The 22,624-nt window shown below is 70.9% G+C and carries 20 protein-coding genes; 5 read left to right on the forward strand and 15 right to left on the reverse strand.

Going from position 1 to position 22,624, the window contains the following annotated elements; translation table 11 throughout:
• Positions 1–188 precede the first annotated feature (188 nt).
• The gene (locus V7026_RS02035) at positions 189–1,475 is read left to right on the forward strand and encodes a solute carrier family 23 protein (protein ID WP_334153578.1); all 1,287 of its coding nucleotides are present in this window, start codon (positions 189–191) and stop codon (positions 1,473–1,475) included.
• A 73-nt stretch (positions 1,476–1,548) separates the two neighbouring features.
• The gene (locus V7026_RS02040) at positions 1,549–1,857 is read left to right on the forward strand and encodes a flagellar basal body protein (RefSeq protein WP_334153579.1); all 309 of its coding nucleotides are present in this window, start codon (positions 1,549–1,551) and stop codon (positions 1,855–1,857) included.
• 265 nt (positions 1,858–2,122) lie between these two features.
• Here the strand turns inward: V7026_RS02040 and V7026_RS02045 are convergent, their stop codons facing one another.
• Positions 2,123–3,793 (reverse strand): GMC family oxidoreductase, encoded by a 1,671-nt coding sequence (locus V7026_RS02045; protein ID WP_334153580.1) that lies wholly within the window; start codon positions 3,791–3,793, stop codon positions 2,123–2,125.
• Positions 3,790–5,307, reverse strand: coding sequence for a CoA-acylating methylmalonate-semialdehyde dehydrogenase (locus V7026_RS02050; RefSeq protein ID WP_334153581.1), 1,518 nt, complete (start codon positions 5,305–5,307; stop codon positions 3,790–3,792). Before V7026_RS02050 ends, V7026_RS02045 begins: the two co-directional genes overlap by 4 nt.
• 103 nt (positions 5,308–5,410) lie before the next feature.
• Between V7026_RS02050 and V7026_RS02055 the strand changes: the two genes are divergently transcribed.
• Positions 5,411–6,319, forward strand: a complete 909-nt coding sequence (locus V7026_RS02055) for a LysR family transcriptional regulator (RefSeq protein ID WP_334153582.1) — start codon at positions 5,411–5,413, stop codon at positions 6,317–6,319.
• 46 nt (positions 6,320–6,365) lie between these two features.
• Here V7026_RS02055 and V7026_RS02060 read toward each other — a convergent pair whose 3' ends face one another.
• From V7026_RS02060 to alr, 10 genes are all read right to left on the reverse strand, one after another.
• The gene (locus V7026_RS02060; protein ID WP_334153583.1) at positions 6,366–6,695 is read right to left on the reverse strand and encodes a hypothetical protein; all 330 of its coding nucleotides are present in this window, start codon (positions 6,693–6,695) and stop codon (positions 6,366–6,368) included.
• A 114-nt stretch (positions 6,696–6,809) separates the two neighbouring features.
• Positions 6,810–7,568 (reverse strand): sulfite exporter TauE/SafE family protein, encoded by a 759-nt coding sequence (locus V7026_RS02065; protein ID WP_334153584.1) that lies wholly within the window; start codon positions 7,566–7,568, stop codon positions 6,810–6,812.
• Positions 7,565–9,595 carry a putative bifunctional diguanylate cyclase/phosphodiesterase gene (locus V7026_RS02070; RefSeq protein WP_334153585.1) on the reverse strand — a complete coding sequence of 677 codons (2,031 nt, stop codon included), beginning with the start codon at positions 9,593–9,595 and terminating at the stop codon, positions 7,565–7,567. Before V7026_RS02070 ends, V7026_RS02065 begins: the two co-directional genes overlap by 4 nt.
• Positions 9,576–10,211: an HDOD domain-containing protein gene (locus tag V7026_RS02075; protein ID WP_334153586.1), complete on the reverse strand. Its 636-nt coding sequence runs from the start codon at positions 10,209–10,211 to the stop codon at positions 9,576–9,578. Before V7026_RS02075 ends, V7026_RS02070 begins: the two co-directional genes overlap by 20 nt.
• A gap of 72 nt (positions 10,212–10,283) precedes the next feature.
• Entirely contained in the window at positions 10,284–10,568 is a 285-nt protein-coding gene (locus V7026_RS02080; protein WP_334153587.1) for a hypothetical protein, read from the reverse strand.
• Positions 10,569–10,651: 83 nt separating this feature from the next.
• On the reverse strand, positions 10,652–11,671 hold the full coding sequence (locus tag V7026_RS02085) for an SLAC1 anion channel family protein (RefSeq protein WP_334153588.1): 1,020 nt from the start codon (positions 11,669–11,671) through the stop codon (positions 10,652–10,654).
• A gap of 19 nt (positions 11,672–11,690) precedes the next feature.
• Positions 11,691–11,918, reverse strand: coding sequence for a YgaP family membrane protein (locus tag V7026_RS02090; RefSeq protein ID WP_068607687.1), 228 nt, complete (start codon positions 11,916–11,918; stop codon positions 11,691–11,693).
• Between the two features lie 51 nt (positions 11,919–11,969).
• Positions 11,970–15,266 carry an efflux RND transporter permease subunit gene (locus V7026_RS02095; RefSeq protein WP_334153589.1) on the reverse strand — a complete coding sequence of 1,099 codons (3,297 nt, stop codon included), beginning with the start codon at positions 15,264–15,266 and terminating at the stop codon, positions 11,970–11,972.
• 40 nt (positions 15,267–15,306) lie between these two features.
• Positions 15,307–16,419 carry an efflux RND transporter periplasmic adaptor subunit gene (locus V7026_RS02100; RefSeq protein WP_334153590.1) on the reverse strand — a complete coding sequence of 371 codons (1,113 nt, stop codon included), beginning with the start codon at positions 16,417–16,419 and terminating at the stop codon, positions 15,307–15,309.
• A 55-nt stretch (positions 16,420–16,474) separates the two neighbouring features.
• Complete coding sequence (gene alr, locus V7026_RS02105; protein WP_334153591.1) at positions 16,475–17,641, reverse strand: alanine racemase; 1,167 nt, start codon at positions 17,639–17,641, stop codon at positions 16,475–16,477.
• 147 nt (positions 17,642–17,788) lie between these two features.
• Here alr and lplT point away from each other — a divergent pair, with 147 nt between their 5' ends.
• Together lplT and V7026_RS02115 are read left to right on the forward strand one after the other, a co-directional pair.
• The gene (lplT, locus tag V7026_RS02110) at positions 17,789–19,072 is read left to right on the forward strand and encodes a lysophospholipid transporter LplT (protein WP_334153593.1); all 1,284 of its coding nucleotides are present in this window, start codon (positions 17,789–17,791) and stop codon (positions 19,070–19,072) included.
• Positions 19,073–19,123: 51 nt separating this feature from the next.
• Positions 19,124–20,152 (forward strand): Bug family tripartite tricarboxylate transporter substrate binding protein, encoded by a 1,029-nt coding sequence (locus tag V7026_RS02115; protein WP_334153594.1) that lies wholly within the window; start codon positions 19,124–19,126, stop codon positions 20,150–20,152.
• 42 nt (positions 20,153–20,194) lie between these two features.
• Here the strand turns inward: V7026_RS02115 and V7026_RS02120 are convergent, their stop codons facing one another.
• From V7026_RS02120 to glcF, 3 genes are read right to left on the reverse strand one after another with little or no spacing between them, the layout of a single operon-like run.
• The gene (locus V7026_RS02120) at positions 20,195–20,953 is read right to left on the reverse strand and encodes an LrgB family protein (protein WP_334153595.1); all 759 of its coding nucleotides are present in this window, start codon (positions 20,951–20,953) and stop codon (positions 20,195–20,197) included.
• Positions 20,950–21,336, reverse strand: a complete 387-nt coding sequence (locus V7026_RS02125; RefSeq protein WP_334153596.1) for a CidA/LrgA family protein — start codon at positions 21,334–21,336, stop codon at positions 20,950–20,952. The genes V7026_RS02120 and V7026_RS02125 overlap by 4 nt, the downstream gene beginning before the upstream one ends.
• A gap of 13 nt (positions 21,337–21,349) precedes the next feature.
• The gene (gene glcF, locus V7026_RS02130; protein WP_334153597.1) at positions 21,350–22,624 is read right to left on the reverse strand and encodes a glycolate oxidase subunit GlcF; all 1,275 of its coding nucleotides are present in this window, start codon (positions 22,622–22,624) and stop codon (positions 21,350–21,352) included.

Below are 22,624 nucleotides of genomic sequence, written 5' to 3' on the forward strand. Positions count from 1 at the left end.
GGGCATATGGGCCGAATTATCGAGAGCGGCGCTGCGCGGCCCGTCGCGTCGGTGTCAGGCGGGCCGGCCCGAATCCTGCTTGCCCTCGCGCTGGCGCCCATGACCTGACACGAGGCATGCAGGGGCATGGCGCACACGGGCAGAATCACGCCCATTTACCTGCAACCACGCGAGGAGCGAGAACCACCATGTTCCAATGGACGGAAAAATCTGACGCCGCCCTGCAGGCCGGCGGCGTCATCGGGCCGGACGAGCGGCTACCCTGGCCGCAGACCGCCATGTTGGGGGTGCAGCACCTGATCGCCATGTTTGGCGCGACGGTGCTGGCGCCCATCCTGATGGGGTTCGATCCCAACGTCGCGATCCTGATGAGCGGTATCGGCACGCTGTTGTTCTTCGTTGCCACGGGCGGCAATGTGCCCAGCTACCTGGGGTCGAGCTTCGCCTTCATTGGTGTGGTGATCGCAGCCACGGGCTATGCCGGGCAGGGGCCCAACGCCAACATGGGCGTGGCGCTGGGCGGCATCATCGCGTGCGGTGCGCTGTACTTCGTCATCGGGGCCGTCGTGCAGGCGGTGGGTACCGGATGGATCGAGCGACTGATGCCGCCCGTGGTTACGGGGGCGGTGGTGGCGGTGATCGGCCTCAACCTGGCGCACATTCCGGTCAAGAACATGGCCCCGACGCCGTTCGATGCCTGGATGCAGGCGGTGACCTTCGTTTGCGTGGGGCTGGTGGCGGTGTTCACACGCGGCATGGTGCAGCGGCTGTTGATCTTGATGGGCCTGATCGTGGCCAGTGTCGTGTATGCCGTGCTGGCCAACGGCCTGGGGTTGGGCAAGCCGCTCGACCTGTCGGGGGTGGCCAATGCCGCGTGGCTGGGCATGCCCAACTTCAGCGCCCCCGTGTTCAGCGGCCATGCGATGCTGCTGATCGCGCCGGTGGCCGTGATTCTGGTGGCCGAAAACCTGGGCCACATCAAGGCCGTGACGGCGATGACGGGCAAGAACCTGGATGTGTACATGGGCCGCGCCTTCATGGGCGACGGCGTGGCGACCATGGTCGCCGGCAGCGCGGGCGGCACGGGGGTGACCACCTACGCCGAGAACATCGGCGTGATGGCGGCGACCAAGATCTACTCGACCGCGATCTTCGTCGTGGCGGGTCTGATGGCCATTCTGCTGGGCTTCAGCCCCAAATTCGGTGCGCTGATCCAGGCCATTCCGCTGGCGGTGATGGGCGGGGTTTCGATCGTGGTGTTTGGCCTGATCGCGGTGGCGGGCGCCAAGATCTGGGTGGACAGCCGGGTGGACTTTTCCGACAACAAGAACCTGCTGGTGGCGGCGATCACGCTGGTGCTGGGCACGGGTGATTTCACGCTGAAGTTTGGCGACTTCGCCCTGGGCGGCATAGGCACGGCGACTTTTGGCGCCATTGGCTTGTACGCGCTGCTCAACCGGCGCTCGGCGGGCTGACGCCCGCGCCCGGGGCGGGGCCGTTCGTCGCCGCGTTGGCACGAAGTTCCGCCCGGGACGTACACTGCCGGGCATGGACGCCAGGATCAACAGCGCGGCGTTGTCCGGGATGCGCGCGGCGCAGACCCGGCTCAGCAGCGCGGCCAACAACATCGCCAACGCGCAAACCGACGGCTACCGCCGCGAGCAGGTGAGCAGTCAGGCCGAGCCCGTGCCGGGCGCGGGTGTGCGCACCCGCATCGACAAGCGGCCCGAGCCCGGGGCCGATCTGGCCGCCGACATGGTGGAGCAGAAAATGGCGGCCACCAATTTTGCGGCCAATTTGCAAGTGTTCAAAGCGGCCGATCAGGCGATGGGGCGCTTGCTCGACACCCGGGCCTGAATCGACTTGCGCGCGGTGCGCGCGGCAACAAAAAACACCGGGAGCGGGGCTGCCGGTGTCGTCGCAAGCCACCTGTGGCGGTGGCACCTGGATCGTCTCTGTCGGGGTTTACCCTCAAACGGGCGCTTCGCTGCCATGCCGCGCCATTGATTTGTCTCCTCGGTCCTCTCAGAGCTGACCGGCTGCGCACAGGCTCCGGCGTCCGAGTGAGCGTATTCTAGGTGGCGCTGTCCCCGCTGCGGCTTGGGACAAACCCGCAGCGCGGTCATGCGCCGGCCAGGATCCAGCGCGCGGCCTTCTCGGCGATCATCAAGGTGGGGCTGTTGGTGTTGCCGCTGGTGATGGTGGGCATGATGCCGGCATCGACCACGCGCAGCCCGCCGATGCGCCCGCCGTGCCCGTCGCGCACGCGCAAGTGGGGGTCGGTGACCGCCATCGGGTCGCCGTCGCGCCCCATCGCCGTGGTGCCCACCGGGTGGAAGATGGTGGTGGCGATGTCGCCGGCCAGCCGCGCCAGTTCTTTGTCGGTCTGGTACTGCGGGCCGGGACGGTATTCCTCGGGTCGGTAGGGGGCGAGCGCCGGCTGGGCGACGATGCGCCGGGTCAGACGCAGGCTGTCGGCCGCAACCTGGCGGTCCTGCGCGGTGGACAGGTAGTGGGGCGCGATGGCGGGCGCGTCCTCGAAGCGCGGGCTGCGCAGGTGCACCGTGCCGCGGCTGGTGGGGTTGAGGTTGCACACGCTCGCCGTGAAAGCCGGAAAGGGGTGCAGCGGTTCGCCAAAGGCGTCCAGGCTGAGCGGCTGCACGTGGTACTCCACATTGGGCCAATCGAAGCCCGGCCCGCTGCGCGTGAAGGCGCCCAACTGGCTGGGCGCCATGCTCATCGGCCCGCTGCGCGTCAGCAGGTATTGCAGGCCGATGCGGGCCTTGCCCCACCAGCTGCTGGCCAGGGTGTTGAGCGTTTCGGTCCCCTGTACCTTGAACACGGCGCGGATTTGCAGGTGGTCCTGCAGGTTGGCGCCCACGCCGGGCAGGTCCGCCACCACGTCGAGCCCCAAGGGCCGCAGCACGGACGCGGGCCCGATGCCGGAGAGCTGCAGGATCTGCGGGCTGCCGATGGCGCCGGCGCTGAGCACCACCTCGCGCGCGGCCTGGGCCGCCACGCTGCCTTGGGCGGTCCAGACCTCGACGCCCCGGCAGTGCAGGGCGCCGTCGGCACCGCGCTCGATCAGCAGCCGCTTGACCTGCGCGCCGGTCCACAGGGTGAAGTTGGGTCGCCGCTCGCAGGTCGGGCGCAAAAAGGCCTTGGCCGTATTCCAGCGCCAGCCGCTTTTCTGGTTGACCTCGAAGTAGCCCACCCCTTCGTTGGTGCCGCGATTGAAGTCGTCCGTGGCCGGGATGCCGGCCTGCTGCGCCGCCTGCGCGAAGGCGTCCAGAATGTCCCAGCGCAGGCGCTGCTTTTCCACGCGCCACTCGCCCGTGCTGCCCGTGCGCCGGTGGCCGTGCAGGGCGGCAAATGCGGGGTCGGTTTCCGCATCCAGGCGGTAGTGGTCCTCGTGCGCCTTGAAGTCGGGCAGGCAGCGCTCCCACGTCCACTCGTCGTCGCCGGTGATCTGCGCCCATTGGTCATAGTCGCGTGCCTGGCCGCGCATGTAGATCATGCCGTTGATGCTGGAGCAGCCGCCCAGCACCTTGCCGCGCGGGTAGCGCAGTTGTCGGCCGTTGAGGCCGGCGTCCGGCTCGGTCTTGTACAGCCAGTCGGTGCGCGGGTTGCCGATGCAGTAGAGGTAGCCCACCGGGATGTGCACCCAGTGGTAGTCGTCCTTTTGCCCGGCCTCGATGAGCAGTACGCGGTGGCGCGGGTTGGCCGACAGGCGGTTGGCCAGCAGACTGCCGGCGGTGCCGCCACCGACCACGATGTAGTCGAAGGTGTTCACTGGGAGGTCGGCATCACGAACTCGGCGCCCTTGGGCGTGCTCTCGGGCCAGCGCTGCATGACGCTCTTTTGCGCGGTGTAGAAGCGTACACCCTCCTCGCCATAGGCGTGCATGTCGCCGAACAGGCTCTTTTTCCAGCCGCCAAAGCCGTGCGAGGCCATCGGCACCGGGATCGGCACGTTGATGCCCACCATGCCGACCTGCACGCGGCGCGCAAACTCACGCGCCACATGCCCGTCGCGGGTGAAGCAGGCCGTGCCGTTGCCGTAGGCGTGCCCGTTGATCAGCCGCACCGCGGTGGCAAAGTCCGCTACCCGCACGCACGACAGCACGGGGCCGAAGATCTCGTCGCGGTAGATCGACATCTCGGGGGTGACGTGGTCGAACAGCGTGCCGCCCAGCCAGAAGCCGTGGTCGCAGCCCGGGCCGGCGCTGCGGCCGTCGAAGCCCCGGCCGTCCACCAACAGCTGTGCCCCTTCGCGCACGCCGGCCTCGATGTAGCCGGTGATGCGCTGGCGCGCGGCGTCGGTGACGATGGGGCCCATCTCGGCCTGCCGATTCATCCCGTCCAGCACCTTCAGCGCCCGCGTGCGTTCGACCAGCCGGGGCATGATCCGGTCGGCCACGTCGCCCACCAGCACGCCGACCGAGATGGCCATGCAGCGCTCGCCGGCCGAGCCGAAGGCTGCGCCGATCAGCGCGTCGACCGCCTGGTCCAGATCCGCATCGGGCATGACGACCATGTGGTTCTTGGCCCCGCCCAGGGCCTGCACGCGCTTGCCGTGGCGCGCGCCGGTCTCGTAGATGGTGTTGGCGATCGGCGTCGAGCCGACGAAGCTGACGGCCCGCACATCGTGGTGATCCAGCAGCGCGTCCACCGCCACCTTGTCGCCCTGCACCACGTTGAACACGCCGTCGGGCAAGCCGGCCTGCTGCAGCAGCTCGGCGATGCGCAGCGACGGCGACGGATCGATCGGGCTGGGCTTGAGCACGAAGGTGTTGCCGCAGGCCAGCGCGACCGGGAACATCCACATCGGCACCATGACGGGGAAGTTGAACGGCGTGATGCCGGCCACCACGCCCAGCGGCTGGCGCATGGTCCAGTTGTCGATGCCGGTGGAGACCTGCTCGGTGTAGTCGCCCTTGAGCAGCTGCGGAATGCCGCAGGCGAATTCGACGATCTCGATGCCGCGGGTGACTTCGCCTTGCGCGTCGGTGAACACCTTGCCGTGCTCGGCGGTGATCATGGCGGCCAGCTCGTCGCGCTGCTGATTGAGCAGCTCCAGAAACCGGAACAGGATGCGCGCGCGGCGCAGCGGGGGCAGTTCGGCCCAGGCGGGGAAGGCCGCCCGCGCGGCCGCGACGGCCGCCTGCACCTCGGCCGCATCGGCCAGCGCGACGCGGCCGGTGACGGCGCTCGTCGCGGGGTTGAAGACGTCCTGCTGGCGGCCCGACTGGCCGGCGACGGGGCGGCCGCCGATGTAGTGGCCGATGGCGGTGGGGGTCAGGATCATGGTCTTAAATCCGGCTCATGTGAAAGCCCCCACTTTAGAAGAGTGCAATCCGCCTGACCAGCGAGTTTTTCAAAAGTCAGACATAAGGTGATCTAATATCCAGATGGACCACACCGCCATGCGTGCCTTTGCCGCCGTGGCCCGCGAAGGCAGCCTGTCGCGGGCGGCGCGGCGCCTGCACCTGACTCAGCCGGCCTTGAGTCTGCAGCTCAAGGCCTTGCAGGCGCGGCTGGGGGTGCGGCTGTTCGAACGCACCCCGCGTGGCATGCGCCTGACCCCCGATGGCGCGGCCCTGTTGCCGCTGGCCGACCGGGTGCTGGCGGCGCAGCGCGAGTTCGACGGCGCCGCCCAGCGCCTGCGGCAGCAAGTGCGCGGCGAGCTGGCCATCGGCACCATCCTGGACCCGGAGTTCACCCGCCTGGGGGCCTTTTTGCGCGAGCTGGTGGAAACCGCTCCTTTCCTGCAGACGGTGTTGCGCCAGGGCATGAGCGGCGAGGTGCTGCAGCGCCTGGACGCGGGCGAACACGACGTGGGCTTCTACCTCGGCGACCCGGACGAGGACCGCGGGACGGCGGGGCGCTACCGCGTGCGCACGCTCACCCCGTTCACCTACCGCGTGTTGGCACCCGCCGGGTGGGGGCCGCAGGTGCAGGGGCGCGGCTGGGCCGAGCTCGCGGCCTTGCCGTGGATCGAGACGCCGCCCGAGTCGGCCCATCACCGCCTGCTGCGCCGCACCCTGCAGCCGCTGGGGTTGCAGGTGCGGCGTGTGGCTCTGGTGGATCAGGAGGCGTCGATGCTGGACCTGGTGCGCTCCGGCGTGGGCCTGAGCCTGGTGCGCGACGCGGTGGCTATCCGCGAGGTGCAGGCGCGCGGGCTGGTGGTGGCCGACCGGGTGGCGCTGGGGTGTGTGCTGAGTTTCGTCAGCCTGGCCGAGCGGCAGGGCGAACCGCCCATCGAAGCCGCCTGGACCGCGCTGGATCGGGTCTGGGGCGGTACCGAGGGCGGCGTCTAGGGCGGGGATGACGGCCGCGAACCGTCCGGGGACGGCCGCGCTGGCGTCACCAGTGCTTGGGCAGCGGAATCTTGCCGTAACCGTTGACCGGCTTGCCCGCGCCGGCGGTGAACTGCGGGTCGCGGTGCGCCACCTGGTGGCGCAGGCGGGCAAATTCGTCCAGCCGCAGCATCAGATCGTGCTTGATCGCCATCAGCGCCGCGGCAGTCGTGAAATCGAAGCCGCGCCGCGTGCCGCCCCGCGTGTCCAGGAACAAATGGTTCACGTAATCCAACATGCCCGGCCAATCGTCCTGCAGTTGCAGCAGGCGCTCCCGGATGTGGGGGTAGGCGATTTGTTCGAGACGTCCGCTCAGGACGTCGGGCATACGGTCCATGGCAGATGACGGTGGTGGGCGAAATACCGCGATCGTAACGCAGTCCAAACGGGCTGCCCAGTGGGCGACAGGTTCCCGGTGTGGTGCCAGACGCCGCCGGCGCTCCCCGGCCGTTTAGCCGCGCCAAAAGAATATGGCGCTCATCACGACCCCGGTGCCGATGACCACCGCCCGCACGGCGGCAGCGGGCAGCCGCCGTGCGCCGTGTGCGCCCGCATAGCCCCCGGCGGTGGCGGCCGCCATCATCAGCACCGCCGGGCCCCAGGCGATGGCACCTACGAGCGCAAATGTCGCCACCGACAGCAGCGACAGCACCAACGAATGGAGGTTTTTGAGCGCGTTGGCAGTGTGGATGCGCGACTCCCCCGTCGCGGTGTACAGCGCCATGAGCAGGATGCCCAACCCGCCGTTGAAGTAGCCCCCGTACACGGACACGGCCGCCAGCCCCCAGGTCCGCGCGCCGCGGCCCGGGAAGCCGCCGCGGTGCTCCGCCAACCAGCGCACGCACCGCGGCCCGGCCATGAAGACGACCGTGGCAAACAGCAGCAGCCACGGCACGATGGCGCGAAAGGCGCTGGCCGGGGTGATCAGCAACAGCAGGGACCCCACCACCCCGCCCACCGCGGCGATGCTGGCCTCCATGCGCAGGCGGTGTGGCGGCACTCGGGCCAGCTCGTCGCGCATGCCCAGAGCGCTGCCCAGATAGCCGGGGCTGACGGCCACCGCGCTGGTGGCGTTGGCGACGATGGGGTTGACGCCCGTGAACACGAGCGCAGGGAACGTCAAAAAACTGCCGCCGCCCGCGATGGCGTTGAGCACGCCCGCGGCAAAGGCGGCACTCGCCAGCAGCAGGCCGTCAGTCAGGGTCATCATGAATGGGGGGGATCCAGAGGCAGGCGTCGGTCTTGCCGCACCAAGGTTTCGAAGGTGTCCAGGTCCACCGGCGGGCTAAACAGAAAGCCCTGCAGTTGATCGCAACCGAGCGCGCGTAAAAATTGCATCTGCTCGACGGTCTCGACCCCTTCCGCGACGATCTCCTGGCGCAGCTGGTGCCCCATGGTCACGATCGCGCGGGCGATGGCACCGTCGCTGATCTGGTGCGGAATGCCGGTGACGAAAGAGCGGTCGATTTTGAGCGTGCGAATCGGAAAGCGCTTGAGGTAGGCCAGGCTGGAGTAGCCCGTGCCGAAGTCGTCCAGCGCCAGGCCCAGGCCCATGGCGGCCAGGGCCTCCATGATGGGCACGACATTCTCGGCGCCGCGCACCATCACGCTTTCGGTTACCTCCATCTGCAGTTGCCGTGGCGCCACGCCGTGTTCGCGCAGCAGGGAATCCAGGCGCCCGGGCAGCGTGGGTAGGAATTGCCGGGCCGAGACGTTGACCGCCAGCGAGGGCATGGCGATGCCGCCGGCATTCCAGCGGCGCAGGATGCGGCAGGCCTCCTGCAGGACCCAGTCGCCCAGTTCCAGGATTAGCTGCGACTCCTCGGCCAGCGGGACGAAGTGCGCCGGGCCGAGCAGCCCCTGGCGGGGGTGCTGCCAGCGCAGCAGCGCCTCGGCGCCCACGATGCGTCCGGTGCGCAGGCTGACCTTAGGTTGCAGCCACAGGCGCAGTTCGCCTTGCGCGCTGGCGCGGCGCAGTTCGTGCTCAAGCCGCAGGCGCTCGGTGGCGCGCGCCTGCATGTCGGCGCTGAAGAAGGTCACCGGTGGCTGGTCCGGGTCGGCCGTGCGCTGGGTGGCCGCTTCGGCGCAGCGCAACAGCGCTGCCGTTTCGTGGCCGTTGTCGGGGAACAGAGCCACGCCGATGCAGGCCGGGCACTCCACCTCGCCGTCCAGCGCGGCATAGGCCGGCTGCAGCCGCTCGATCAGCTTGTGCGCGACCAGGGCCGCGTGCTCGCGCAGCGGCAGCCCCGGCAGCACGGCGACCACCGTGTCGTGGTCCAGCCGCGCCAGCAGGTCCTGCTCGCGCAGCGCGCCCTGCAACCGGCCGGTGGCCGCGCGCACCAGGGTGTCGCCCACGGTGTGTCCCAGGGTGTCGTACAGGCGCCCCAGGCGGGGCCAGCGGATGGCCAACACCGCCATCAGCGACCGGCTGCGCCGGGCCTGCGCCAGCAACTGCCCTAGCAATTGCGCCAGCAGCAGCCGGTTGGGCAGCCCGCTGACGGGGTCGAAATGGTCGCGCAGGCGCTGAGCGCCGGGAGCGCGCGGATCGCGCTGCTGGGGCACCAGCACGCACAGCACATGCCGCTGTGCCTCGGCCCCGACCCGCACGGCGCCCAGGCTGACGCCCAGTGGCAGCGGGTGCCCCTCGCGGTGCCGCGCCGTGGCTTCGCCGTGCCAGTGGCCCTCGTCGCCGTGCATCAGCGCGTCCAGCGGGGGCGGGGCGAGGTCCGCCCACAAGGTGGGCCAGAGGGGCGTCGTGCCGTCCGGGACATGGCCCGTGATGCGGGTGAAAGCGGCGTTGGCCACCACGGCCCGGCCTGCCGGGTCGAGCACCACCAGGCCGAGTGGGCTGCGCTGCAGCAGGCCGCCCAGGCGGGCCCATCGGTCTGCTTGCTTGCTGTCGTCGTCGCTGGCGGGTTCGTAGCGGACATGCAGGCCGAGCGGCTCGCCCTGGGCGTCGTGGCGCCGCCGCAGCGTCCTCCACAGGCGGCGGGGCTGGCCGCTGGCATCCGGCCGCTCGACCAGCAGCCGCAGGGCCTCGCCCTCGTGGGGCAGAGTCACCGGTTGGGGGTGCGTGGGATCTTGCCCGTCGTCGAGCAGCCAGGGCAGCGGCTGTCCCAGGACGGCCGAGGCCGGCAGGCCAAACAGGGCGACGGCCTGCGCGGGCCAGTGGGTCACGAAGCCGGCGGCATCGAGTTCGATGTGGACGGCCGCCCCATCATCCTGCGCATCGCTCACGCCCGGCCCCCGCCCCGATCAGGTCCAAAGTCCAGTGACAGGCCGCCAGGATGCAGGCTTGGAACCGGGGCCCCTCCATCCCCCAGGCCGGCCAGTGGCGGGTGACACCATCGAGCGCGCGGGCCTCGACCGCTTGCCAGGTGCGCAGCAGGGCCCCGACCGGATGCGCGGCCTGGTCGGGGACGAGCAGGGCATCGCGCAGGTCGTCGCCGATGGCCAGCGGGCGCAGCAGGTCGGGCAAAGGCTGCCCAAACAGCACGTCCAGCCGCGAGAGCATGCCCGCCATGAAAGCCTGATCCTGCCCCACGCGGTCCAGCCCGGCACCCTGCGCCAACGCCTCCATGCCGCGCGCGCGCAGGGCCACGTCCATCTGCAGCATGGCGCCGCGGGCGTCGTCGTCGCCCGCGGCAAAGACCAGCAGGTGCAGCCAGCGCTTGAGGGGCTTGCGGCCCATCATCAGGATGGCCTGCCCGTAGCTGGTGATTTCCCGGCGCGCGCCAAACGCGGCGGAGTTGACCAGTCGCAGCAGTTGGTAGGACAGGGCCGCGTCTTCGCGAAAGGCCGCCTCCAGCTCGTGCAGATCGGCGTCGGCATGCACCAGCTCCAGCAGCCGCAAGGCGCGCTGGCGCGGCGCCGTGTGGGCGGTGTTGGGCCGGGCCGGCGGCTTCAGGTACCACGTCCCGGCGGTTCACCGCGGGCCGTGGCCGTCCGGGGGCTGTGTGTGGCACTCGGCGACCTCATCCGGTTGGCACGGCGCGATGGTGTCCGCCGCGGGGGCCAGCTCCCCGCGTTGGCCGACCCAGCAGGTGGGCCATCGCTCGGTCAGGGCCGTCACCTCGGCCGACCGCCACCATGTGGGCTCCACCCCCTGGGGACTGGGCAGCACGTGCCAGCGCAGGCCGACCGGCTGACCGGCGGAGCTGGCCAGCCACTCGGGCAGGGCGATGAGGCGGTCGGGCGCGGCGGTGTGCATCCCAGCTATGCTAACCGCTCGCTACCGCCCCGGTATCGCCCAGGCTCCCTGGCCGTGTCAGGCGTGACGACCTGGGGACGGCATCAGGGCGCGGCCGTCACCACCGGCGCCACCGGCTCCGGCGCCAGCAGCGTGCCTTGGCGCAGACCCTTGATCGTGGCCAGCACCAGCGCCGCGATCACCACCGACACCAGCGCCAGCAGCCCCAGCGCCGCGAGTTGCAGCCCCGGGTGCGCCAGCGCCGCAGCCAGCTTGAAGGTGAGGGCGGTGAACGCCGCCAGCGGAAACGATACGGCCCAGAACGGCAGCGCGAACGGTTGCGCGAAGTAGCGCCGCGCCTGCGTGCCGACCCACAGCAGCATGAACAGCCCCACGCCCCACATCGCCGCCGCCACGCCCGGTGGCCAGCCGAAGCGCAGCACGCACAGCCCCACCACCGCCGCCGGCGCCAGCGAGATGAACCACGTCGGCTGCAGCCGCGGTGGCATCGGCCCGTGCGCCAAGCGCCGCGCCACCAACAGGGTGAACACCACCGGCCAGAAGAACACCCCGATGCCGAAGTGCACCGCCGACCACAGGGCGTGCTCGAAGCCGACGCCGGCCAGCGGTGCCACGACGTTGCCCACCACCGGAATGTAGAGCACCGGCGTGATGCCATTCCACAGCGACTGCGCGTCCGGCGCGTGCGCCACGGTGGGGGCCAGCCAGCGCCCCAGCGCCCAGACGGTGACGCTGAGCTGGCCGATCGAGCCGATCCACCACAGCGCCTGTGCCAGCGGCCGAGCCAGGCCCATGGCCTGCAGCCAGGTCGCCAGCAGGATCAGCGCCACCGGTATCGCCGCGACGAAGGCGTGGCGCACCGGGTGGCGCAGGTCTTCGGCAAGCGCCTCGGGGTGGCGTTGCCAGCGGCGCAGGGAACCCGCGAGAAGCACCACGCACACCGTCGCGGCCAGCGCGCCGATGACCAGCGCCGACCCTTCGGCCCACGGGCCGAGCACAGGGCCGGCGGCGTGCCAAGCCAGCGCCAGGCCGCTCAGGCCCATCACCAGCGTGAACCAGCCCGGGTGCAGAAACTTCAGCGGGGTGGGATGGGCAGCGTTCATCGCGGCCTCCGCTGCGCTTTCAGCAGGCCTTGCAGGGGATGGCCGCTTCGGGCACGCCCAGCTTCTTCAGGATGATGGCCAGCGGGCAGAAGTTGGTGAAGCCGAACTGGAACAGGTTCAGGCCGACGAAGGCGGTGAAGGCCAGGAACCATTCGCTGACGAACAGCGGGCTGGCCGGCGCGCCCAGCGCCACCGACAGGAACACGAACAGGCCCGCGATCACACGGATCCAGCGCTCGACGGTCATGATGCTCTCCTTACTAGCTAGGGTTGGGACAGGGTTGCAGGAAAACCGGGCTCAGGCGGGGCGCGGCGCTCCCCGCCCCTCGTGGCGGCGCCGGTACACGGCGTAATAAAGCACCGGGATCACCACCAGCGTCAGCAAGGTGGAGACGGCGATGCCGAAGATCAAGGACACGGCCAAGCCGTTGAAGATCGGGTCGTCGAGGATGAAAAACGCCCCCAGCATCGCCGCCAGAGCGGTCAGCGCGATTGGCTGCGCGCGCACCGCGGCGGACTGGATCACGGCCTCCTTGAACGGCATGCCTTTGGCGGTCTCCAGCTCGATGAAGTCCACCAGCAGGATCGAGTTGCGCACGATGATGCCCGCCAGCGCAATCATGCCGATCATGCTGGTGGCGGTGAACTGCGCACCCAGCAGCGCGTGGCCCGGCATGATTCCAATCATCGTCAACGGAATCGGCGCCATGATGATCAGCGGCGTCAGGTAGCTGCGGAACTGCGCCACCACCAGCAGGTAGATCAGCACCAGCCCGACCGCGTAGGCCGCGCCCATGTCGCGGAACGTCTCGTAGGTCACCTGCCACTCGCCGTCCCACTTGATCGCGTACTCGCGCCACGGGTCGGCCGGCTGGCGAATCCAGTATTCACCCAGCGGCCCGGCGTTGGGCAGCGCGGCCTCGGCCAGCCGGCCGCGGATCCCAAACATCCCGTACAGCGGCGAGTCGGTCTGGCCGGCCATGTCGCCCAGCACATAGACCACCGGCAGCTGGTCCTTGGTGAAGCGCGGCGGGTCGATGACGCCGCGCTCGACGCGCACCAGCTCCGACAGCGGCACCATGCGGCCGTCGGCGGCCTTGAGCGGCAGCGCCAGCAGCGCCTCCAGCCCGACCTGGCGCTCGCGCGGCAGCTGCAACCGCACCGGCACCGCGAACTTGGCGTGGCCGTCGTGCAGGTAGGCTGCGTCGCTGCCGGACAGCGCCGTGTAGACCGTTTGCGCGATCACCTGCGCCGGGATGCCCAGGCTTTCGGCGCGTGCACGTTCGATGCGCAGGAACACGCGTGGCGCCTCCTCCTTCAGCGTGGTGTCGATGCCAACGATGTCGGGCGTGTCGGCGAACGCTTGGGCGACACGGCGCGCCAACTCGGCACGGCCGGCCTCGTCCGGCCCATACACCTCGGCGACGATCGGCGACAGCACCGGTGGCCCCGGCGGCACTTCCACCACTTTGATACGCCCGCCGTGCGCTTGCGCGACCGCCTCCAGCCCTGGGCGCAGGCGCTGCGCGATGGCGTGGCTTTGCTCCTTGCGGTGCTTGGCGTCGACCAGGTTGACCTGCAGGTCACCCTGCTCGGCATCGGCGCGTAGGTAATACTGCCGCACCAGCCCGTTGAAGGTGATGGGGCTGGCGGTGCCGGCGTAGCCCTGCACGTGCGTGACCTCCGGCTGCTGCGCCAGGAACGCCGTCATGTCCTGCAGCGCGGCAGCGGTGTCCTCCAGCGCCGTGCCGGCGGGCATCTCCAGCACCACCTGAAACTCGCTCTTGTTGTCGAACGGCAGCATCTTCAGGATCACAGCCTGCACCACCGCCAGCCCCACCGACAGGAACAGGCCGGCCAGCACGCCCAGCGCCAGCAACCAGCGGTGGCGCGCACTTTCCAGGAACGGCGTCAGCACGCGCGTGAAAAAGGTCTGCAGCCCGCGCGTCAGCTTGGACGGCCCGTGCGCCGCGTGGCCGGCAGCACCATGCGCGCCCATCAGCTTCCACGCCAGCCACGGCGTGATGGTGAAGGCCACCGCCAGCGAGATCGCCATGCCCATGCTGGCGTTGATCGGGATCGGGCTCATGTACGGGCCCATCAGGCCGCTGACGAAGGCCATCGGCAGCAGCGCCGCAATCACCGTCAGCGTTGCCAGAATCGTCGGGCCGCCGACCTCATCGACCGCGCGCGGGATGATGTCCAGCAGCGACGCCTGCGGCGTGAGCTGGCGGTGGCGGTGGATGTTTTCCACCACGACGATGGCGTCGTCGACCAGGATGCCGATGGAGAAGATCAGCGCGAACAGCGACACGCGGTTGAGCGTGAAGCCCCACGCCCACGAGGCAAACAGCGTCGCCGTCAGCGTCAGGATCACCGCCACGCCGACGATGACCGCTTCGCGCCGGCCCAGCGCCAGCCCGACCAGCACGATCACGCTGCCCGTGGCAAAGATCAGCTTGCTGATCAGCTTGTTGGCCTTGTCGGCGGCAGTGGCGCCATAGTCGCGGCTGATGGTCACCTCGACGCCGTCCGGGATCAGCGTGTTGTGCAGGCGCTGGAGTTGCTGCGTGGCGGCGCGCGCCACGTCCACGGCGTTTTCGCCCGGCTTCTTGGTCACGATGACCGTGACCGCCGGGTAGAGCTGGCCGGGCTGCGCCCCCTGTGGCAGCGTCGCCGCCGGCCCCGGCGTGTGCCAGACGTAGCGGCGCGGCAGCTGCGCGCCTTCCTCGATGCGTGCCACCTCGCGCAGGTACACCGGGCGGCCCTGGTGCACGCCGACGACGATGTCGCCGACGTCCTGCACGCTCTTGAGGAACTCGCCGGTCTCCACCGTCAGCAGGCCCGGCGCGCCGGGCTGCTGGCGCGGCTGCGCCACGGTGCCAGACGGCATGGCCTGGTTGGCCGCGGCGATCGCCTGGTGGATGGCCTGCAGCGGTACGCCGCGCGCGCGCAGCCGCTCCGGCTCGATCCAGACGTGGATCGCGCGCCCCGGGCCGCCGATGGTCTGCACCTCGCGCGTGCCCGGCACGCGCTTGAGCTCGGTCTCGATCGCGTGCGCGACGCGCTCGAGCTCCCAGGCACTCTTGCCCGTGGGGCTCCACAGCGTGGCGGCCAGCACCGGCACGTCGTCGATGCCCTTGGGCTTGACGATCGGCGGCAGCACGCCCAGGCCCTGCGGCAGCCAGTCCTGGTTGGCGTTGAGCACATCGTACAGGCGCACCAGCGCCTCGGTGCGCGGCACGCCGACCTTGAACTGCACCGTCAGCACCGCCACGCCCGGGCGCGAGACGCTGTAGGTGTGCTCGATGCCGTGGATCTGCGACAGCACGTGCTCGGCCGGCTGCGCCACCATCTTTTCCACGTCCGCGGCGGAGGCGCCGGGAAACGGGATCAGCACGTTGGCCATCGTGACGTTGATCTGCGGCTCCTCCTCGCGCGGGGTGACCAGCACCGCGAAGACGCCCAGCAGCAGCGCCACCAGCGCCAGCAGCGGCGTGATGGCGTTGGCCTGGAAGGCGCGCGCGATCACGCCGGAAATGCCCAGCCGTTCGGCTTGGGTACTGGTAGGGGTAGTTTGGGATTCGGCGTTCATCGGCCGTTCTCCTGCGTGCGGGGAAGGGGACGATGGCCGATCAGGGCGCCGGCTGCGCACCGCGCAGCCCGGCACGCACCGGATCGAGCGCGACGCGCTCGCCCGGCTGCAGGCCCGACAGGATCTCGACCCCGGCCTCGCCGTGGTCGGCGCCGGTGCGCACCGCGCGCAGCACGAAGGCGGAGGGCGCGCCCGCCGGGGCCGCCACGTAGGCCGCTGTCAGCTCGCCCCGGCGCAGCAGGGCGCTGGCCGGCACCACCAGCCGCTCGTCGCTGCCCGCCGCGAAGCGCACCTTGACCGCCTGGCCGGGCAGAACACCCTGCGCATCGGCGGCCGCGAGCGGCAGGCGCCACTCCACCGTCTGCGCCACCGGGTCCGCCGCCGGCAGGCGACTGCGGCCGCTGGGCTGCACCCAGCGGCCTTCGGGCAGGCGCACCTCGACGCGCTGCGCGCGCTCCGCCAGCGCCGACTGCGACGCCGGCACATGCACGGTGGCGCGCAGCGGCTGTGGCGCGTACACCGTCAGCACCGGGCGGCCCGGCGCCGCGAGATCGCCGGCCTCGGCATGCGTGCCCAACACGAAGCCGTCGAACGGCGCCGTCAGGCGCGTGAAGCCCTGCGCCAGCGCGGCCTGCAACTGCGCGGCCTTGGCCTGCTGCAGCGCGGCGCGCGCCGCGGCGGCCTGCGCCTCGGCGGTGTCCAGCGCCGCCTGCGAGACAAAGCCCTGCGCGCGCAGCTCGCGCGTGCGTTTGGCGTGCGCCTCGGCGTTGCGCAGCTCGGCCTCGGCCTGCGCCACCGCGCCGCTGGCGCGCTGCACGCCGGCGCTGGATTCGCGGTCATCGATCACCGCCAGCACCTGCCCGGCGCGCACGCGGTCACCGGCCTTGACGTGCAGCTGGGTGATGCGGCCGCTGGCCTGGGCCGCCAGCGTCGCCTGCTGCTGCGCTTCGATGGTGGCGTCCAGCAGGAGCGCCTGGCCGACCGGGCGGCGGGCGGCTTCGACCACCGGCACGCGCGGCCCGGCCGCCTCCGGTTGGGCCCAGGCCGGGGTGGACAGCGCGTTGCCCAGCAGCACGGCCGCAGCGGCCGCAGCGGCCGCGCCGAGCCAGCGCCGCAAGGTCGTCTGGGAAAAGGGGGGCGTACAGTGATCCATGGCTTGATCCTCCATTGCCCGCAAGTATAGCGTCATACCCCCAGGAGTACAAGGGCTACGGCGCTTCGGCCCCGTCGACGGCGAACGGCACGCGCGCCGCCACCGCGCACAGCAGCTCGTAGGCGATGGTGCCGGCGGCCTGCGCCACCTCGTCCACCGGCAGCACTGCGCCGCTGGTGCTGCGGCCCCACAGCACCACTTCGTCGCCGAGGTGGCACGGCCCGCCGGCGGCCTCCACCGGGGTCAGGTCCACCGCCAGCATGTCCATACTGACGCGCCCGACCAAGTGGGTGCGCACGCCGCGCACCAGCACCGGCGCGCCGGGGGCTTGCGACAGGCTGGCGTGGCGCGGATAGCCGTCGGCGTAGCCGCAGGCGACGATGCCGATGCGCATGTCGTGTGCGGCGGTGTAGATCGAGCCGTAACCGACCGTCTCGCCGGCGGCCACCGGCTGGATGGCGATCAGGCGGCTGGCCAGCGTCATGGTCGGCTGCAGGTCCCAGTCGGCGGCGGTGTGCGCCGGGTGGTCCGGCGCGCTGCCGTATAGCGCAATGCCGGCGCGCGCCCAGTCCGCCCCCAGCGCCCCGCCGTCGTCGCCCAGGCGCAGCCGCCGCGCGTGGCGCAGCGTGGCGGCGCTGTTGCATAGGCTGCGCTCGCCGGGCAGATCGCGCGTGGCGCGCACGAACGCCTCCACCTGGTGCAGCACGCCCTCGCGCCCGCGGCGCAGCCCGTCAGCGTCGGAAAAGTGCGTCATCAGCCCGATCTCGCCGACCTGCGGCAGCGCCTGCAGCCGCGCCCACGCGGCGCGGTAGGCCTGCGGGCGAAAGCCGAGTCGGTTCATACCCGAGTTCATCTTCAGGAACACGTGGTGCGGCTGGTGTGTCTTGTGCGCTGCCAGCCAGTCGATCTGCTCCTCGGTGTGGACCACGTGCCACAGGTCCAGGCGCGAGCAGGTCTCCAGGTCGCGCGGCTCGAAGCAGCCTTCCAGTAGCAGGATCGGGCCGCGCCAACCCAGCGCGCGCAGCCGCTCGGCCTCGGCCAAGTCCAGCAGCGCAAAACCGTCGGCGCCGCGCAGCGCCGGCCAGACGCGCTCGATGCCGTGGCCGTAGGCGTTGGCCTTGACGACGGCCCACACACGCGCGTCGCCGGCGGCGGCGTTGCAGCGGTGCAGGTTGTGGCGCAGGGCATCCAGGTGCACGGTAGCGAGGATCGGGCGGGGCATGGCAAGCGAAGGGAAAGGGGGATGAGCGGAGGGGAGTCCGGCGCAGGCGCATGCTATAAACCGCGCACCCTGCGCCAGACGCGACTTTCGCACAGGCCGGCGGTGTGCGCTCCCCTGATTCGAGGCTTTTTCGGATATTTCGCCCCCATGAAGCGCGGCTTCTACACCATCATGACGGCGCAGTTCTGCAGCTCGCTGGCCGACAACGCGCTGTTCGTGGTGGCGGTGGAGCTGCTGCGCAGCCGAGGCGCCCCGGAATGGCAGGCCGCTGCGCTGGTGCCGATGTTCGCGTTGTTCTACGTGCTGCTGGCGCCGTGGGTCGGGGCGTTTGCGGACTCGCGGCCGAAGGGGCAGGTCATGTTCATCAGCAACGCCATCAAGGTGGTGGGCTGCGTGCTGATGCTGACCCCCGTGCACCCGCTGCTGGCCTACAGCCTGGTGGGGCTAGGCGCGGCGGCGTACTCGCCGGCCAAGTACGGCATCCTCACCGAGCTGTTGCCGCCATCGCAGCTGGTCAAGGCCAACGGCTGGATCGAGGGGCTGACGATCGCCTCCATCATCCTTGGCGTCGTGCTGGGTGGCCAGCTCGTCTCGCCCGCGGTGGCCGCGTGGTTGGCGGCGCACGAGGCGGCGTGGCTGCGCGCCCGGCTGCCGACGGCATCGGAGCTGGCCATCGTTGGCCTGGTGGTGGTGTACGGGCTGGCGGCGGCGTTCAACCTGCGCATCCCGCGCACCACGGCGCCGCTGCGCCACCTGCCGCCCAATCCGCTGGCGCTGCTGCCGGACTTCTGGCGCTGCAACCTGCGCCTGTGGCGCGATCATCTGGGCCAGATCTCGCTGGCCACCACCACGCTGTTCTGGGGCGTCAGCGGCAACCTGCGCTACATCGTGCTGGCCTGGGCCGCCGCGGCGCTGGGTTACAACACCACGCAGGCCTCCAGCCTGGTCGGCGTGGTGGCGGTCGGCACGGCGGTGGGGGCGGTGGTGGCTTCGGTGCGCATGCGCATCGACCAAGCCCCGCGCGTGATGCCACTGGGTGTGGCGATGGGGCTGCTGGTGGTGCTGATGGTGCTCATCCGCGACGTGTGGGTGGCCGCGCCGTTTCTCGTCCTGCTGGGGGCGCTGGGTGGCTTTCTGGTGGTGCCGATGAACGCGCTATTGCAGCACCGCGGCCACAACCTGATGGGCGCCGGCCGCTCGATCGCGGTGCAAAACTTCAACGAACAAACCTGCATCCTGGGGCTGGGCTTTCTCTACAGCGCGGCCACCGGCGCGGGGCTGTCGGCGTTTGGCGCCATCACCGCATTCGGGCTGCTGGTGGCTGGGGTGATGCTGCTGATCACGCTGTGGCACCGGCGCAATCTGCGCTGCTACCCACACGAGCTGGCGCGACTGTTCGAGATCGCCCGCCGCGACGACCTGCACGGCTGAGCGGCGCAGGCGCCGACCGACCGTGATTCCATCATCCGAGGAGACCCCGCCATGGTTGTGCCCCGTTCGTCGTCCACCCCGTCCACCCAGTCGGCCCCGCTGTCCCGCCGTGGCTGGCTGCACTCGGCGGCGTGGGGGGTGGCCGCACTCGCGGTCCCGGCTGCATCCGGTTACGCGCAGACCGGCGGCTGGCCGTCGCGGCCGTTGCGCCTGTTGGTGGGTTTTCCGCCCGGCTCGTCGCCCGACCTGACCGCGCGCACCCTGGCCGAGCCGTTGGCCCAGGTGCTCGGCCAGCCGGTGGTGGTGGAAAACCGCCCGGGCGCGGGCGGCAACATTGCTGCAGAGCAGGTGGCGCGCGCCAACGATGGCCACACCTTGGGACTGATGATCAACGGCAATCTGACCATCGCCAAGATCCTCAACCCCGCCACGCCCTACGATCCGCTGACCGACCTGGCGCCGGTGTCGCTGGTCGGCACCGCGCCTCTGGTGCTGACGGCCTCGACCCGGCTGCCGGCCGAGCCCGCCGCCGTCCTGGCCGCGGGGCGCGAGGCGGGCGACCGCTGGAATTACGGCACCCCGGGGGCGGGCACGGTCGCCCACATCGGGATGGAGATGCTCAAGGTGGCCGCGGGCTGGCGCGCCGTGCATGTGCCGTATCCGGGCAATCCGCAGGTGGTCACGGCCATGATCCAGGGCGATGTGCAGGTGGCCCTGCTGCCCCCCGGCGTGGCGCTGCCGCAGGTGCAGGCAGGTCGGTTGCGCGCGGTGGGGTTGACCTCCCCCGGGCGCAGCACGCTGGCCCCGCAGGTGCCCAGCCTGGCGGAGCTGGGCCTGCGCGGCTTCGATCTGGAAATCTGGAACGCCGTTGCGGCGCCGGTGACCTGGCCCGCGGCCCAAATCCAGCGCGTGGCTGCAGCCCTGGCCGAGATCGTGCGGCGGCCCGAGGTGCGCCAAAAGCTGTTTGCCCAGGGCTGGCAGGTGGCCGGCACGGCGCCCGAGGGGCTGGCCCAGCGCGTGCGCACGGACACCGCACGCATGCAGGCGATCGTCGAGCGCAACGGCATCCGCGCGCAGTGAGCGCATCGGGGCGCGCCGCAGCGGCCCGGACGCACCCCCGTTTCAGCGGGCCAGCAGCGCCAGCAGGCCCTGCATTAGCCAGGGCAAGGCCAGGGCGCTGAACAGGGCGGCCAGCCCCATGGCGAGTCCGGCGAAGGCGCCCATCGTGGGGCTGACCTGAAAGGCCCGCGCGGTGCCGATGCCGTGGGCCGTGACGCCCAAGGCAAAGCCGCGCACCATCGGGTCGGCTATGCCCAGCCGATCGAACAGCCAGCGCGCCGTCGCCGCGCCCCAGATGCCGGTGACCACGACCAGAACCGCGGTCAAGGACGGCAGCCCCCCCAGGCGCTCGGCGATGCCCATCGCCACCGGCGTGGTCACCGACTTGGGGGCCAGCGAGGCCAGCGTCTGCGGGCTGGCCCCCAGCAGCCAGCCCAGGGCTACGGCGCTGACCGCCGCGGCCAGCGCCCCGGTCACCAGCCCCGCGACCAGCGGTGCCCACGTGCGCCGCAGCAGCGGCCACTGCGCGTGCAGGGCGACGGCGAGCGCCACCGTCGCCGGACCGAGCAGAAAGTGCACGAACTGCGCCCCTTCGAAATAGGTGGCGTAAGGTGTGCCGGTCAGGGTCAACAGCCCGCCGATCAGCGCGACCGCGCTGGCCACCGGGTTGGCCAGCGGGTGCGCGCCGAAGGCCAGAAACAGGCGGTGCGCCACGCCGTAGGCCAGCAGGGTGATCGTCAGCCCCAGCAGCGGGGAGGCAGACAGGTAGACCCAGATTGCGCCCAGGCGGGTGCCGTCGAGGGCGGCTGTGGTGGCGTTCACCGGGGGCCTCCGGGCGTTGGTGTCGAGGCTCGCGCGGGCGGCCCCTCCTCGCGCGGGAGCAGGGCACGCACCGTCCAGGCGGTCACCGCCAGTCCAATCCAGGTGCTGACCGCCAGCGCGACGGCAATGGCCACGGCCTCGTCCCCCAGCCGCTGTAGGTGTTGCACCACGCCCACGCCAGCCGGCACGAACAGCAGCGACAGATGCTGCAGCAGGCCCTGGGTGGTGGGCTGCAAGGCGTCGCGCCAAGACGGCCGCGCCATCAGCAGCGCCAGCAGCAGCGCCATGCCCAGCACCGGACCGGGGATGGGCAGGCCCAGTATCCGCGCCAGCACCTCCCCGGCCAGTTGCAAGGTCAACAGGGCGGTCAGGGCGGGCAGCATGGCGGGCGACGCGCTAGGCTGGGGTCCGTGCAGGGCTGGCGGCCAGGGCCTCGTCCACCACCTCCACCCAGTGGCGCACCGGGGTGGAGGTGCCGCTTAGCAGGTGGGTGATGCAGCCGATGTTGGCCGACACGATCGTCTGGGGTGCAGCCGCTTCCAGGTGACCCAGCTTGCGGTCGCGCAACTGGCGGCTCAGCGTCGGCTGCAGCACACTGTAGGTGCCGGCCGATCCGCAGCACAGGTGCGATTCCTGGCGCGCCAGCGTGACCTCGAAGCCCAACTCGCCCAGGTGCCGCTCCACGCCGCCGCGCAGCTTCTGGCCGTGCTGCAGCGTGCAGGGGGGGTGAAACACCAGCCGCCGGGGCACCGCCGCGGGCAGGCCGTTGCCCAGCCGCTGCCGCCAGGCGGGCACCAGGTCGGGCAGCAGCTCACTCAGGTCGCGCGTGAGATCGCTGGTCCGGCGCGCTTTCTCGGCATAGGCTGGATCGTGCCGCAGCGCGTGCGCGTAGTCCTTGACCATCACACCGCAGCCCGAGGCGTTCATGACGATGGCTTCGACGCCGGGGCTGCCATCGGTGGGTTCGATCCAGGGCCACCAGGCGTCGATGTTGGCACGCATGTCGTCCAGCGCCCCCACCTGGTCGTCCAGGTGGAAGCGGATGGCTCCGCAGCAGCCGGCTTTGGGCGCCACCACGGTCTGAAGCCCCGCCGCGTCCAGCACGCGCGCCGTCGCGGCGTTGATGGTGGGCATCATCGCTGGCTGCACGCAGCCGGCCAGCATCAGCACGCGGCGCGGCCGGGGCATCTGCGGCCATGCACCGGCATCGCGCCGGGCCGGCACCTTGGCCTGCAGCGGGGCGGGCAGCACATCGCGCACGGCCTGCCCCAGCCGCATCGCTGGACCGAACAGTGGGGACGTCAACCCTTCGCGCAGCAGCCAGCGCACCGCCCGCTCGCCTGCCGGCCGTTGCACGCGCGCCTCGACCATCTTGCGCCCGATGTCCAGCAGATGGCCGTACTCCACTCCGCTCGGGCAGGTGCTTTCGCAGTTGCGGCAGGTCAGGCAGCGGTCCAGGTGCTGCTGCGTCGCCCGGGTGGGCTCGGCGCCTTCCAGCACCTGCTTGATCAGATAGATGCGCCCCCGCGGTCCGTCTAGCTCATCGCCCAGCAGTTGATAGGTCGGACAGGTGGCGGTGCAAAAGCCGCAGTGCACGCAGCGCCGCAGGATGGCGTCGGCCGTCTGACCGTCGGGCGTGCTCAAAAACTCGGCAGCGAGTCGGGTTTGCAT

The organism is Tepidimonas sp. (assembly GCF_036825565.1).
GTDB lineage: Bacteria > Pseudomonadota > Gammaproteobacteria > Burkholderiales > Burkholderiaceae_C > Tepidimonas.